This is a genomic window from Wolbachia endosymbiont (group B) of Schoenobius gigantella, from assembly GCF_964031005.1.
In the GTDB taxonomy this organism is placed as follows: Bacteria; Pseudomonadota; Alphaproteobacteria; order Rickettsiales; family Anaplasmataceae; genus Wolbachia; species Wolbachia pipientis.
The window spans coordinates 818993-835825 of record NZ_OZ035002.1 but is presented as its reverse complement, the minus strand read 5'-3'; the positions used below and the strand labels follow the sequence as shown (position 1 = coordinate 835825).

Sequence of the window (16833 nt, the reverse complement as noted above, 5' to 3'; positions counted from 1 at the left end):
TCATGTTTTATTATTATATACTTGACATAAAAAAACAAGAGCTATGTAACATTTGCTCTTAAGATGTTATCGATTTCTGGTAAACTTTGTCCCTCTACTTCATATTCACTTAGCTTAGTACTAGGCTTTAATACTGCATATGTCATGCCACCAGCAATGGCTCCAACTATCAATGCAGCAATAACTAATATTGATAAACTAACATGAGTAACAATACATCCCATAGTTACTGTCAACATGGCTATTACACCTACAGAGAAACTAGTCTTTATTGCTTTTGAAGTTTCAGAATGCTTCTTTTCTTGAAAATTAAGATACTCAACTATATTTTTGTGGCCGTTTCTATCAGCTAAATCCAGGGGGGTATTACAATCAACGTCCTTTACGTCAATAGTAGCCTTTTTTTCCTCTACAAGATATTGAACTATGTCTGAGCGACCCATTCTAGCAGCTTCATGCAACGCAGTACTGCCATTTTTGCTTTTTGCTTCAATGTTAGCCCCTTTTTTTAACAGAGCTTGAACTACTTCTAAGTGACCAGTTTCAGCAGCAATATGCAAAGCAGTACATCCTTCGTTGTTTCGTGTTTCAAAACTAGCACCCTTTTCTAACAGAAATTGAACTACTTCCAAATGACCAAATCCAGCAGCAATATGCAAAGCAGTATCTCTATAACTGTAACTGTTTTGTGCATTAATATTAGCCACTTTGCCTAATAAAGCTTGAACTACTTCTAAGTTGCCACCTTTAGCAGCACAATGCAAAGTAGTATCAAGGTTTATCATTAACGCGGTAACGTTAGCCCCTTTTTCTAATAGAAGTTGAACTACTTCTAAATTGCCACCGCTAGCAGCATAATGCAAAGGAGTTCCATCATCATAATCCTTTTGGTTGACATCGATTTCTTTTTCATCTATAAAATACTGAGCTACTTCTAAGTGGCCAGTTTCAGCAGCAATATGCAAAGCAGTGGAACCTTCCTCATTTTGTGCCTCAACATCAACCCCTTTTTCTAATAGAACTTGAACTATGTCTAAGTGACCCCCTCTAGCAGCATAATGCAAAGCAGTACATCCTCCGCTACCTAGTTCCTCAACACTAGCTCCTTTTTCTAACAGAAATTGAACTACTTCTAAGTGGCAATCTTTAGCAGCTATATGTAAAGGAGTATCATCATCATCGTTCTTTTGGTTAACATTGATTCCTTTTTCATTTATAAAGTACTCAACTACTGCTAAGCAACCCTTTTCAGTAGCACAATGGAGAGAAGTACAGCCTTCGCTATTTCGTTTTTCAACACTAGCTCCTTTATTTAATAGAGCTTGAACTATTTCTAAGTGACTTCCTCTAGCAGCATAATGCAAAGCAGTACATCCTTCGCTGCCTGGTTCCTCAACACTAGCCCCTTTTTCTAACAGAAATTGAACTACTTCTAAGTGGCCATCTTCAGCAGCTATATGCAAAGGAGTGTCATTATCATCGTTCTTTTGGTTAATATTGATTCTTTTTTCATTTATAAAGTACTTAACTACTGCTAAGCAACCATTTTCAGTAGCACAATGAAGAGCAGTGCAGCCTTCGCTATTTTGTTCTCCAACACTAGCTCCTTTATCTAACAGAGCTTGAACTATTTCTAAGTGGCCTTCTTGAGCAGCTATATGTAAAGCAGTATCGCCATTATCGTTTTGTGCCTCAACATCAGCACCTTTGTTTAGTAAAGCTTGAACTGCTTCTAAGTTGTCATCTTTAGCAGCACAATGTAACTCAGTATTACCATTACTTTCGTGTACATTAGGATACATAATTTACCTCACTCTAAAAATCCATGTTTTGATTATTATACACTTGATATAATTAGCAAGAGTTTTGTGTATTTTTTAGAACAGCAAATTTGTTGTATATAGGTGTAGAAAAATATCTTTTATTTCAAATTGGATAGAAAACATTCAACTTAGTGTCATAAGGATTTCAATTATTTACTCCTTCAAAAAAGGTCATACGTTTGCGAGGACAAGCCACGTAAAATAAGGTTATAAAAATAGAAGCTTGAAATCTTTGCAACAAAGTTATGCAAAATAGTTCGTATGTGGATGTGGATGAAATAGGCTAGTGTGGCTAGCTTTAGCGTATAGCAAAATCATTATAAAAAAAGTTCGTATGGATCACTTGGTAGACCAATCCATTCCAAAACAAACTCTTCTCACGTTCCTTGGTTTTGAGTGCTGGAAATAGTTATTTTGCTTGAGATCTTAATAATATATTTTGTTAAATTAATATTGATTTATTTGCGGAAGAATAATTAAGACAAGCTCATGACGAAACAAAATTCAAAATAAATAAAATGTCATGTATTGAGTCTATTAAGGGTCTTTTGCCTAAAACTACTTTGGGTTAGAAAATTTTTCTATACATAATAGTAATTGACAAGTTTTAAAGGTGGGATAATATACCTAGAATATATTGGACTTATTCATTATGGTACGTGAAGAATACAATGTTCTTTCGTTGTTCAAAAGGAGGTAATTATGGACCGTCGGGATATTTCAGAAGTTTTGTTTTCATCTATTAAGGAAGATGATCCTTATAGGGCATCTAAGCTCCTTCAGATTGAACGTTGGTGCTATACACATTCGAAAATAATTGAAAGAAGTGGTCAAAAAGGACACAGTCTTATTGCACAAGTGTTATCTGATAAGGAGTCTTGGGAGGAAGTAGGAGGATTACATGGAGTCAAGCTTAATAGACGGGAGGTAGGTAAAAGGCTTACTATACTACCAGATTCAGATAATGCTTTTGGCAGGGCAAGTAGATACAAAATTGCATGTGAGTGTTGTTTGGAGGATGAAATACGAGCTATATTTGAGGAAAGAAAAGAGGAATTGTCGGCTCAAGGTAATGATAGCTTGCTTGAGTATCATCACTTAGTTAGGTGTTGTGGAGAAGGTCCTATAGCACAGTTTTGGTCACATCTTATTAGTGGGTACCTTGATAAATTGGATTTAAAAGGCCGTCATCCATATGAGTATGGGCTTGATTGTGCGGTAGATTGGAAAAGAGTAGAAGCAGTTGAGTTCTTTTGGAATAAGATAAAATCTTTGCCTGAAGATGAAATAAGTGTTCAAAAGAAGGATGAGATCTTGATGAAAAATGCAGCTTGTACGGCAGGACCTAGTTTTCGCATTTATCCTGATATATTTGAGTTTTTCCTGAGTCAGGTAAGTCCTAATAGATATCCAGAGCTTTTAAGAAGAGATTTAGAGAAAAATCGTCATTATGGATCTTTGAATAAAATGAAAGACATGCCCAATTTTGGTAAATTTCAGGAATTGTTTGATTGTTTAGAATCAAGTGAAATTTCAGAAGATGATTACTCTCTTTGGTTGAAATTCATGATAAAGGACTGTCCAGAGCATTATTTAGGTGCTGGTGTGGAAGTTTTTATGCATATGTGGAAAAAAGAAGGATTTGATAATCATCGTACTTTCACATTGGACGAGGAAATGATGGAAGATTCTTCTTTTCAAGGAAAATTTTCAGTGCATTTGGTTGAAAAAGGTTTTACGGAGCCAGTATGGGCAATGTTAGATAAGGCTAGTTCTAGACAAATCAAGGAGTTCATGTCTTCCGAAAAAGCAAATGATATACGTTCTATATTAGAGCAAGGAGATAATGAATCATTAAGTAAGTTTTTAGCCTATGGTAAGTCTGCTGATGAAGGGCTTGATAAAAAGAACAAACCTGGTCCAAGTGGTGATTTAGTTGAAGTAGAAGTTAGAAAAACGTATGGTAAGTCCAATGTAAGACTAGGCAAGTAAAAAACATTATATATTGTTGGAGGATTTTGTGCCAAATCAAGAGAAACCACAAGGTTTTGAATTAATAGAGTTGTTGATTCGAGAAGCAGGTTCAAATGCAGGAGCTAGCCCAAGTACTTCAACTCAACAAGGAAGTGATTTTGAATCTTTCAAAGCAAGGTTTCAGTCATATATCGATCAAATTCCATCATATTTACATTCAGTAGGTAAAGAAGGGTTTTTTCCGCATTTCTTTTTAGGAAGCTTTTCTACTTTGATAGATACAGAGATTGCGAAAAAGCTAGATATTGAAAAAATATATTTTAGTTTTGATGGTTCGAAAACTCTGAAAGTGGCTGTTATAAGAAAAGGTGGTATTACAAATCAGAAAAGCGCGATTGAGAAGGTAAATCTTTTTGTGATTTCAGAGTTTGGTAAGAATGATAGTAAGAGTAAAAAATTTACCTATGGTGAGCTAGAAGAGATACTGGGTCAATCAAATTTACCTGCACAGAATGAACATGTGAGAAGTGCTAAAGATGATCTTAAAGTTAAATTAGTAAAAATTGTTAAAGCCACAGGGGAAATATCTGTTGAAGTAAAAGATGACAAGTTGGATAAGAATACTTCTGCAACACATGAGTTTAAGGAAATAAAAAAGGGGTTATGGAATAATCCAGAAAGTGATATAGCTAAGCTGACTAATCCTGATGTGGAAAAAGTGAAAAAGCCTGTTGAAAATATTCTAAAAAAAGTTAGTAAAATTCACTCTGAATATAAGAATTCACTTGCCTATGCTCAAGGAACAAGAGAAGCAGCACATCATGGGTTTGTAGCGGGTGCTTTAGTGAATTTCCGCTACAGACACAATCTTAGGGTTTATCTAGAGCAGTTTGCAGGAAGAGGTTACGCTGATATTGTTTTAGTGCCACGTGGTAAGGATAGGTCATTAAATGCTATTCCTATTATTATAGAGATGAAGGCTGCTACTAAAGCAGAGCTAAAAGAAGGTAAAATAGGGGAAAAGAGTGGAACTACACCAGCTGCTGCTTTAAAGCAAGCTGAGGATTATACAAAAGGTTTTCAACCGAATGTAATGAGAGTTTTAACTACTGCAAATGACATGCTATGCGTTGGTTTAAACCTTGACCATCCATTTCCTGTTTCGAATATCGTTGCTAAGTCACGTGATCAAGAAATCACTCCTCTTTTTAATGAAATATTGATATCTATTGATGGACGAAATAATGGTAGAGTTAATGAAGAGGGTCTGAAAGAGAAAGTTCAGAATAATATAGAACGTATCTATCACACATTTCCTGGTACAGGAGAGAAGGGAGATAATCATTATTTTAGTAGGTTTTTGTTAGGGCAGTCCCTGTTATTAAATGAAGTTCAAGTTTTAGAAAGCAGTTTTAAAAAGCACGTTTTTATTTATGGAGAAAATATACCTACCGAAGCTCAACCTGAACCTAAATCTCAACGTCTTAAAGATCAGAAAAGTAAAGGGCAAGGTGCCGGTCAACCATCTCACTTGGATCAAAGCCATGGAGTTGTGACAATGGTATTTATTCCAAGCAATGATCAAAAATCCGTTTATGTGATGAATATTGTTGAAACAGATGGAAGGACTGAAGTATTTAAAAAAGGCATTCCTCTTGATCAACTTAAGCAAAAAGTAGGAAATAGAGAAATAGTCGAACTAGACCTCAATTTCAACATTAATGAAAAGTCAGATTTTAAAAAATATTTTAGTATGGAGGTTAGTGAGCCTATTTCTCTAGGAGAGTATAATGGTAAAAAATCTGATAAGTTTAAAGGTGGTTTTAAGAATATTCCTTACCCTGTCGAATTAAAGGAAACATTTGATGAGGTATTGAAGTCTCAGCTTGCTTCTTCACAAGATCAATCTCAATCAATAGGCAAATATAAGGAGTTATTTGGAAAAGTAGGTCAGGCAATGCTGCCTTTTAAAGATTTAATAAAAAAAGAAGCACATACCCAAGCTGTGTTTCATGGAGCATTTAGCCACTATAGTGATATAAAGCTAGGAGGATCACAAGAAAACAGGGCGTTAGTATTAACAGAGTTTCAAACTGGAAGGGGAAAACGTATTGATATGCTAGTTCATGGTATTAAGTTCGCAGGTGATGATAGCAATGCTAGGGAATATACTCCCGTAGGGTTAGAGCTCAAAGGACCAAGGGAAGGTAAGACAACTGATGCGTTAAAAGATGAGGCAAATAGACAAATCGCTGATGAGTATACGAAGGGTGTTACTTATAAAACGCTTACAGATGGGAATGAAGTGGATTTTATGGGTGTTGTATTCGATAAAGGAGCAAATAGTGCAAATTCTCTTATTCTGGGAAGCAAAGATGAGTTCACTCCTGTTATAGTAGTGCACAGTTCTGTACATGTGATTCCTACTGATCAAGTAGCACAATCTATTGATATATCTAAGGGAGAACATTTAAGAGGAGGACAAGAAGTAATCCAGAAGTTGAAAAATCTTGGTATACAAGAGGAGAATCTACGTACATTAGAATCTGCAACAGCAGAAAAAGATTATCATTATTGGCTTCAACAACATGATATAGCTGATATTGCAAGAATAAAATACGATTATGGAATTGACACATTGTTTGAAATAGTGGGATCACCAGAACATATAGTTAATCAATTGCAACAGTTTCAGAATAGCGTAACAACAAGAGGTGAAAGAAGGCCATTAACTTTAATTGTTAATTTAGATAATAATCACTGGGTTACGTTGGTCGTCTCCCATCAAAATGGGCAGTATAATGGATACTATGTAGACTCGTTGGGTAATAATGTTCCAGATAATATTCGTCAAGTTTTACAACAGGCTCAAATTACCGTTAATGATGTTTCTGTTATTCAACAAAGAGATGGTTATAATTGCGGCTTATGGGCGTTAGAAAACGCTAGAGATATTAATACTGTGTTGCAAGGAAATAGATTAAGTAATATTCCTGATGAAATACGTAACCATTTGCGAATTCAAAGAAGAGAAAATAATTTTATACGTATGAGAGAAGATATTTCAAACATATTAAGTATAGATCCACAACGTATAGCTAACTTAGAGGCTGTACTTGCTGGGACACAAGCACCTAGAAAGAAATTTGACCTGAATAATTGTGTAAAACAAGGTAGTAGAAAAAGAAGAAGTATTAATCCTTGTTTATTTTCATTGGATGATGTAAAAAAGTTTATTAAGGGAAGGGTAGATGAAAATAATATAGATAAGATTATAATTGATAGTGAAAAGTTCCTAACTTATGTCAAAAGTAGTCAAGGTGAAAAGAAAAATGCTCAGCTAGTAGAGTTTGTTGGAGACAAAAATATCGAAGGTAATCATAAGTACTTATTTGATAAGGTAGTTGAAGATCAAGGGTACGGACGTTATATTGAAAATGAACGTATTAAGAATTTGCACGGTGACATTTCACAGCAAAATAGTGGTTTAATAAAAAGCCCGAAATTAAAAAGCAGATTAATGAGTGCTGCAGGTGGGATACAATTAATAAGAGGAATCCATGGTGCCATTGTGTCTTGTAAGGATGGAACAGCAACAGATTGTGGATTAAATTTAGGTGGGATAGGATGGTCTTTTGCGTCTCAACCAATTGAGAATGTAATGGTTAAAATTACTCCAAAAGTTGTAGCATCAGCTGAAAAGGTTGCAGGAAAAATTGTATCAGGCACTCTGGGTAAACAGACAAAATTTGCTATTCGGATTGCAGGTGTAAAGTTTGGAAGTACAATAGCAAAAGGTACGGCAGGAGCTATAGCTGGTGTTTTTGATATTGTTGATATAGGTATGTCAGCAAGTAATCTTGTTGATTGTAAAAAAAGAGAGGATAGTGATAATCCATGTGGAGAAAAGGAAATAAGAGATAATATAGCATCTATATCTTTTTCTGGTGTGTCATTTGTTTCTGGTGTTGCTCTTACAGCAGCAAGTATGCCGGTAGTTGGTATTGCAGTTGGGTTTGGGCTCATGGTAGGTTATGGAATTTATAGTGGTGTTAGCAATATCGTGGAGTACGAGAAAAAGTATGATACAACCCATGATGAAAATTGGCGTATTTTTTGGCATACATTTGTTTTTCAACCTGTACCACAAGATGTACAACATCTTGCAGCAAGAAAGGAAATGGTTAATAGTCTAGCTAAAGGAGCTTGGAAAGCTTTAAATAATGACCCTAGTAATGTTGTTGCTTATGGTATTGGTCTTGGAAAAATAAACGGTAATACTCTTCGTCCAGATTATGCAACGATTATGATGAATAGGAAAAATGCCAATACACAAGATCTTTCGCGTGTTATACCTGATTATATTGAAGGTGCTAGCATGATTTGTTTGCCACACAGTACTAGTCAAGATTATGAAAAGGGTATTAAAAGCTCAGTTCCATCGGCTAAGTACTGTTGTGATAATGCAATGGTTATTAGCCATGATAAGAGAGTAAATATGATGCAAAAGGACAAAACAATTATTTATGATTTAAGCAATGTGGACAGAGGTACCGTCGTTGGAAGTAACGAGTGGAACAATAATTTTCTAATTGGCTCAGGTACAGCAAACATAACTGGTGGTAGTAATAAGGTAGTAAATAGGTTTGTTGTAAATAACGTTGACTTCTCAGGTAAAATTATTGGTGAAAGTAACTCTGTTAATATACTTGATTTGAGCCAATTGAAAGATACAGTTATAGGAGTGAATGTTAACTATCGTTTTAAGCCTAGTGCCTCTGGGTCATTAAAGGCAAGAGTAAATGGTCGTTGGCTAATCAATGATCAAATTGATAATAATGGCATCTTTAATTACTACTATGTTGGAAGAAAGAACAAGGTGGATGAGATTTCGTGCATGGGTTACTCTGAACACTTTACAGGAATCGATGATCGTGACGTTATCATAGATAGTAGTGGTGGTTCTAATAAAAATGAGAAAGATGTAGTTGAAAATTGTAAAAAAGTAATTATTTCGCCGTATACTACAGTTAAGGGTGGAAAGAGCAACTATACTTTTTACGTAAAAGCTGCAGACTACAAAGGTAAGGGTTTATATTCAGAAATTGATGTAGATGGAACAGGAACTGTAATTTTTCCGGAAATTGATTTATTAGATGATTGTGATCAAATAACTTACTCTACAAATAGTAATACTTTATCTTTAAAAATAAATTTTGGTAAAAACAATCAAATTACTCTTGATGTAAAAAATTATGTCGAGCAAAGCAGTAATAAACCTCACTTTGCACTAATAGACAAAAATGGTAGTAATATTGTTCCTAAGATTGAAAGATCAGACTCATCAACTATAAAAATTACTTCATTTGAATTACATTCAGAACATTCCTTAGATAATTTTGACGATGTTGCAAGTCATTATAAGAAAATTCTAAACAATAACAAGGATTACAAAGTCTTTAGTGTTATCAGAGATAGAGTACAGAATCATGGTAATAGTGCAGTTCCACATATGGTTTTTGGTTCTCTGGAAGATGATGTAATAAACTTCGATCAAGGAACTATGTTTGCTAGGGGAGGAGGAGGAAGTGATGTGTATTTTATTAGCAATGATATAAATAGTAGAGAAGTTAAAATTGATAATAACTCAAGTGATAAAAAACTAGATACACTATTTATGTCGGCAGTTGAGAAAGATTTTTCAATCCAGCAATGTGATCTGTATTTAAAATACAATAATAGTAACATTCGAGTGAAAAATTACTTTCAAGATCCTAATTATAGGCATCTTATAGTTATGAACAAAAAAGGAGAAACTTTTATCCCCAATATACAATCAATGTTTTGTTCTCCCTCTTCTTCGGGAAAGGGTAAATTAGTTCCTTTTTTCCACTCTACACAAGCTCAAAACATGTTTGTGTTACCTAAAGATTTTCAAGATGATCATGTAGTGATAGATTCCCGTCTTGAAGATATTGAAAAATATAAAGATAAAGATGACCTCTTATTAATAAGAGAAAGTGAAATTCCTTTTATTATTAGAATAGAAGGGTTTTATACTAACCGAAATAAATGGAAAAATATTTCTTATTCTTTATGGAATAATAATGACCTTTTCCTATCTTCTGGCTTATTAGAAAATGTTGATAATGTAGTGGAGTATAAGGATAAACTTAGAGGTGATTATGAAAGAATTGTAAAAGAATATATTGAAGACTTTAGTGATTCTACTAGTATCATTCAGCACAATCAAAAATTAGAAAAAAATATCTCTATTTCTGTAGGACAAGATGAGGAACGAATAGGAGTAATGGTACTAAAAAATATTACTCCGGATCAGGTTGAAGTTTCTAGTAGTGGTACAGATCTGATATTTCGTGATAAGAAGTCTAATCATACGATCAACATGAACAATTGGAATAATTCTGAATCTTATAGAATTTCTACGTTGGAGTTTGATCTAGGTTTAGAACCAATAACGCTCCGTAGATTAGATAGGTTTAGTTTATCTGAGGTAAGAAAAATACAAGCTTTAATTGATAAAGCTTCAGAAAATTACCAAAATAGAAGTAAATATACTCCTAAAGTAGAAAATGACTTTAAATGTTTAATATCAGTTGACGATTTTGAAAGAGAAAATAGAGACCCAGCACATCAATGTCTTGGTTTTCCTTCACTGCAAGACCGGGTTAGCTTTACAGAAAGTTCCTGTAATTTAGAACAAATTGAGGAATTAAAAAATAAAACGCCAAGTAGTAATCAGATTTTAACATTGCTTGAAAAGTTAGAAAATGATCTTTTGCTGAATGGTTATGATTCAGACATAATAGATCAGTGCAATAAGCGGATGATAACTTCAGGATTGGGGGTATTAAAACCATTGGTAAGCACAGCAGTTTATGAAGGTAAAGAGGATGAAGTTAAAGTTCTTCTTGATAAAGCTGCTAAAAAAAGTACTGCTGATGTTGAACATAAAAATCAGTGTTCACAGAACTGGACAGCTTTGAATTATGCTGTTTACAACGGTAATGTGAAATTAAGCAAAAGTGTATTTAAATCATTTTTAGAGAAGAAAGGTGACATTAATGCCTTAACTAGTTGCAACGATGATAATTGGGCACTTTTACACTATGCTGTTCATTACAGCAACTTTGATATGGTTAGTTTTCTTGTAGATAAAGGTGCTAACATTGAAATTAGAAGTAAGGAGGGTCAGACACCCCTGCATTTGGCTGTTGAAGAAGCCAAGCAAAATATAATTAATCTTCTTCTTGATAGAGGTGCTGATATCGAGGCTAAAAACAACGATGGTAGAACACCTCTGTACTTAGCTGCTTACAATAATGACTCAGGTGTAATTGAACTTCTTTGTAACAGGATCAAGACTAAAAGTAATGACGCATCTAAAATGATAAAACAGGTTGGATTTTTAAAGAAGGAAGTTGTTAACCAAGCAAATATTCCATCTAATGCAAAAAGATTGGTAGAGTCTTGTATAAGTAGTTTAAGAGATTCAATAAAAAGTGCAGCCAAAAAGGTGCTAAAGGAGGGTATACTGCATAGTCGTAGTGCTTCGACTATTGAACTCATAGATAAGGTTTATAATTTCGATGAAAGGTTGTTTAATGAAGCAATTAAGGAAGCTGTAAATGACACATACGCGGGTGTAGGTATAGAAGGAATATTAAGGTTTATACGCAGTCACCATTATATTGGTCAGTTTATTCCAGGTTATATAGCTGCGTTTGACAAAATACCAAAGAATGATGGTGCAATGTTCAAATTAGCTTACTCTATTAGAGAGACCATGACAACGCCTAGCGTCAATTCAGAAGAGAAATCTGATCTTGAAAAGCTAAAAAACAAATTACCAGAATCAGTGAGAAATGCAGTATTTTCTTCAGAGATATGTATTAAAAATGTTGAGTATGGAAGGTACTTGTACTCACCTAATAATGATTGCATGTACCACTTAAACAAGTGTGACAGGGATAGGCGGTATGTGTTCACTTGGCCTTCAAATGGAAATAGTGATCAATTTAAGTGGAAGGTTGAGCTCAATGGCGATAATGTGTATTTAAAGAATGTTGAGTATGGAAGGTATTTGTATTCGCCTAATGATGATTGTACATACCACTTAAACGATTGTGACAGGGGTAGGCGGTATGCGTTTACCTGGCCTTCAAATAGCAATAGTGATAAATTTAAGTGGAAGGTTGAGCCTAATGGTGATAATGTGTATCTCAAGAATGTTGAGTATGGAAGGTACTTATATTCACCTAATAGTGCTTCTACTTTCCAAGTTGACAATAACAGGCGGTATGTGTTTACCTGGCCTTCAAATGAAGAGGGTGGTCAATTTAAGTGGAAAATTGAAAATTGTGGATCTACTCGCAAGAGACGTAGCATACGAGAATTAAATGGTTATAATCAAACTGCAGTGGACTATCAGTTAATATTAACTGAAGAAAATAGTCAGCAAATAGCAAGTAGAATATCTGCTATAGTGGAAGATGTTGAAAGGCATACCTTTTTAAATCAGTCAAAAAATAAGTTATATTTAGATAGTTATTTAAATAATAGAGGGAGAAGCAATGCTGCGGATTCTATGAGGAGAGATGTATGTAATGAACTCAATGCAAGTGAGAGAAGAAATATTGTTCTAAGCGGAAACGATGTATGTGCAATTACTTCAGGTTATGAAACACTTGATATTGAAAACTTCCCTATTCAAGAAGTAGTGATTAATGATGATGTCAATGGAAAGAAAAGTTTAAGAAGTACATTAGACCTACATCAGTTGGTGCAGCAGATAAATAGGGATTTGAGTATAAAACCGATACCAACAGTTATTAAAGGCAAAAGTGATTTATTAATTAAGTTATCTATATCAGCTACCGGCTTGCAGCAAAATGTAATAACAGTCAAGCTGAAAGATGCACTTATAAATAAGTGGTGTAAAAAATTACAAATTATTTTTGATAATGCCCCTGTGGAAATAGATGATAAATTAGATTTAAAGTCTTCATTCTTTATTTCTGATGAGAAAATTATTGTAGTAACACCTCAAGACGTGGAAGAAAAGAATAAACTAATCATATCTAAAAAAGCAGGGCAGTATACCTATCTTCATGATAAATATGATTTGATAGTTACCAATGCCTTTAATGCTGATATAGAGGCAAGTGAGTTGTGTATTATACGTTTTAAAGATTTCTATAAAGAACCTAAAATGGAAACATTATCTATAAAATTTGCTGACAAAGAAATATTATTAAGTAACGAAATAGATAAAATACGTAATTCAGATAGTATTGATGAATTAAATAATGTGAGTTCTATTATTAATTCACAAAAGAATTCTATACCTTTAGAGGCTCCAAACAGTGGAGACATAAATGCTCAAGGTAAACTTGGTAGGACATCTTTGCATCTTGCTTCTGGAGCTGGTGAATGGGATAAGGCCAAACTTCTTCTTGACAGAGGTGCTAATACCGAAGTTCAAGACGAGTTTGATTACACACCAATATTTCTTGCTACTCAGTCAGGTAAATGTAGTATAGTAAAACTACTCCTTGATAGAGGTGCTAATATTGATGCTCAAGATAAGGAAAGTAAAACACTTTTACACTTTGCTGCATCAGGAAATAATTTGGATATGGTTCAATTCCTTCTTGACAGAGGTGCAAGTATCGAAGTTCAAGACGGGCGTGATTGGACACCGATACTTTATGCTGCTCAGTCAAGTAAATGGAATGTGGTAAAACTTCTTGTTAGTAACGGTGCTAAATTTAATAATGAAATAACATATCAGGGAACACCTTTACATTTTGCTGTTCAAGAGGGTAATTTAGATATGGTCAGATTTCTTCTTGATGAAGGTGCTGACATTGAATCTCAAGACAAAGATAATAAAAAGCCTTTGCATCTTGCAGTTGAAGCAGGAAGGTTGAACGTAGTAAAACTCCTTCTTGATAGAGGTGCTAGTGTTAATGCTAAAGATAAGAATAACAAAACGCCTTTAGAATTGGCTGCTAAAGGAAATATGATAGAAATTTTGAAGAAGGCAGAGTTGGATCAAGGGTTATTAATTAATGCAAGGGGTGGTAATCTTGATAAAGTAAAAGATCTTATCGCTCAAGGTGCCAATTTAGAGACTAAAGATAATACTGCTCTACATAATGCTTGTAGTAATGGTCGCTTGAAAGTAGTGGAATATCTTATCGAAAAGGGAGCTAGTTTAAAGGCTAAAAACAAAGATGGAAAAACACCTTTAGAGTTGGCTGAGCAAAAGGGTTACACAGATATAGTAGAAATTTTAAAACAAACACAATTAAATCTGGACAAGGAGTTATTGATTGCTGTAGAAAAAGAAGATCTTGGCAAAGTTAAAGACAATCTCAGACGAGGTGCTAATGTTAATGCTCAAAGTAGGCTGGGTTGGGCCTCTGTGTTCTGGGCAATTCAAAAGAATAATTCAAATATAGTTAAACTTCTCGTAAATAATGGTGCTGATATTAATGCCAAAGATAATGAAAGTTGGATGCCTCTTCATTGGGCTGTTCAATTGGGTTCATTAGATGTAGTTAAGTATCTTGTTGAGAGAGGTGCTAATATTAATGCTTTAACTGCCGACGGTAGAACACCTTTAGACTTAGCTGCTCAAAAGAATCGCGTAAATGTAATAGAATTTTTGAAAAAAGCACAGTTAGATTTGGATAAAGAATTATTGACTGCAGTGCAAGATGGAGATCTCAATAAAGTTGAAGGCCTTGCAAATCAAGGTGCTGGATTGAATACTAAAGGTAGTAATGATTGGACACTTTTACACTTTGCTGTTTTTAGCAACAAGTTCGACATAGTTAAGTTTCTTCTTGATAAGAACGCTAATATTAAAGCTAAAGATGTGTATGGTAATACACCTTTACATGTGGCTGCTCAGTATGATAGTAAGCTTGAAATAGTTGAATTTCTTTTAGATAGAAATGCTAGTGGCATTAATGATGTAAATAATAACGGTTCAACACCTTTACATTTAGCTATACAAGGAAATAAACCAAGTACAGTCAAACTTCTTCTCAATAAAGGTGCTAATATTAACGCTAAAGACAAGGATGGTAAAACACCTTTGGATTTGGCTGTGCAAGAAGGTTATACAGATATAATACAAATAATAGAACAAGTACAGTCAGATTTAGATAAAGAATTGCTGACTGCAGTACAAAATGGCGATCTCAATAAAGTGAAGAGTCTTATTAGTCGAAATGCTAATGTTAATACTAGAGATAAGTACAGCTGGACACCACTACATTGGGCTGCATACAAAGGTCATTTAGAAGTTGCAGAGTTTTTGGTAAAGAAAGGCGCTGATATTAATGCTGCAGATAAAGGCCCTTATGGTAAAAAGTCTATACATGTTGCTGCTGAGAATAATAGTAAAGATATCATAGAGTTTTTTCTTAGCAAGGGAGTAAGTATTAATGATACTGATAAACAAGGTTACACACCACTGCACTATGCTGCATGGAGAGGACGTTTAGAGGTTGCAAAGTTTTTGATAGAAGAATACGCTAATTCAATATTTAAATACAATAATGGTAGCACTCTTCCATGTAATGCTTCTTTAGGTAATCATTTAGATATAATTAAATGTTCTATGGGTGAGAAAAATATTTTAGAAATCAGAGATAATAGTGGCAGAGTTCCCCTGCACTGTGCTGCTTCCAACGGTAAATTAGATATAGTAAAATATTTTATAGATGAAGAGAAAGTCGATGTTAATGTTAAAGATAACAATGATGATACCCCTCTGCACCTTGCTACTGGTTATTTGGATGTAGTAAAGTACCTTATAAGTAAGGGAGCCAATATTAATGCTAAGTGCAAGGCTGGTAAAACACCGCTAGATATTGCTGCCTATCAAAAACTTAGTGATGTTGTAGAATATTTGAAGCAAACGCAATTAGACTTAGATAAAAAATTGTTGATCGCAGCAAAAGGTGGTGATCTTAATAAGGCTATAGATCTGATAAGCAAGGGAGCTAATGTTAATGTTAAAGATAACAATGATGATACCCCTCTGCACCTTGCTGTTGGTTATTTAGATGTAGTAAAATACCTTATAAGTAAGGGAGCCAACATTAATGCTAAGTGCAAGGCTGGTGCAACACCGCTAGATATTGCTGCCTATCAAAAACTTAGTGATGTTGTAGAGTATTTGAAACAAACACAATTAGATTTAGATAAAAAATTGTTGATCGCAGTAAAAAGTGGTGGTCTTAATAAAATTATAGATCTTTTTAATCGAGGTGCCAATATTAATGCTGAGAATGAATATGGCAAAAATCCTATACATATTGCTGCTGAAAGCGATTACAAGAATATTATAGAATTTCTTCTTAGCAAAGAGGGAGTAGGTGTTAATGATACTGATGAGCAAGGTCATACACCACTGCACTGGGCTTCTTGGAGTGGTCATTTAGGTATGTTGGAGTACCTAATAGGTAAGGGGGCCAACATTAATGCTAAGTGCAAGGCTGGTAAAACAACGCTAGATATTGCTAGAGATAAAGGATATAATAATATTGTGGAATACTTAGAGGGAAAACTCAAGGAAGAAAGAGAAAAACCTGCACAACGTAAACGCCGTCATCACCATGGAGATCATGATCATCATCGTAGTCACTTATCACGTAATCTTCTTGCTATAGATTCAAGTGGTCAACCTGAAATAGCAGCAAGTAGTAGCACAAGACCATCTTCATGGATAAATGATTTGTTTAGTTGGGTGAAAAGTTCTGTAGGTGGGTTTAGAGCTGCTTTACCTGAGGAAACATTAAGTACTACAAGTTCAATCTCACAAGTTGATGCACCAATAGATGTAAATGGTACAATAATGTTGCTTGACTTATTAATTAGAAAGGTTACAGGTCAGAAGTACATTTTTACAGTAGACCAGTCTATATCTCCACTAGAAGCACAGGGCTATGCATTGAACATTAAAAGGGATTTAGGAAAGTAGTAGAACAAGCTGCAA

3 protein-coding genes are annotated in these 16833 nt (G+C 34.4%); 2 read left to right on the top strand and 1 reads right to left on the bottom strand.

Annotation, left to right across the window (positions count from 1 at the left end; translation table 11 throughout):
- Window positions 1–41: 41 nt before the first annotated feature.
- Window positions 42–1802 (bottom strand): ankyrin repeat domain-containing protein, encoded by a 1761-nt coding sequence (locus tag ACQH2O_RS03845; protein WP_425385029.1) that lies wholly within the window; start codon window positions 1800–1802, stop codon window positions 42–44.
- Between the two features lie 723 nt (window positions 1803–2525).
- Between ACQH2O_RS03845 and ACQH2O_RS03840 the strand changes: the two genes are divergently transcribed.
- Complete coding sequence (locus ACQH2O_RS03840) at window positions 2526–3815, top strand: hypothetical protein (protein ID WP_425385028.1); 1290 nt, start codon at window positions 2526–2528, stop codon at window positions 3813–3815.
- Between the two features lie 28 nt (window positions 3816–3843).
- Window positions 3844–16818, top strand: a complete 12975-nt coding sequence (locus ACQH2O_RS03835; protein WP_425385027.1) for an ankyrin repeat domain-containing protein — start codon at window positions 3844–3846, stop codon at window positions 16816–16818.
- The last annotated feature ends 15 nt before the right edge of the window (window positions 16819–16833 follow it).

Excerpts from the sequence above, each read along its gene's own strand:
- ACQH2O_RS03845 (WP_425385029.1), bottom strand. The coding sequence starts at position 1,802 with ATGTATCCTAATGTACACGAAAGTAATGGTAATACTGAGTTACATTGT.
- ACQH2O_RS03840 (WP_425385028.1), top strand. The coding sequence starts at position 2,526 with ATGGACCGTCGGGATATTTCAGAAGTTTTGTTTTCATCTATTAAGGAA.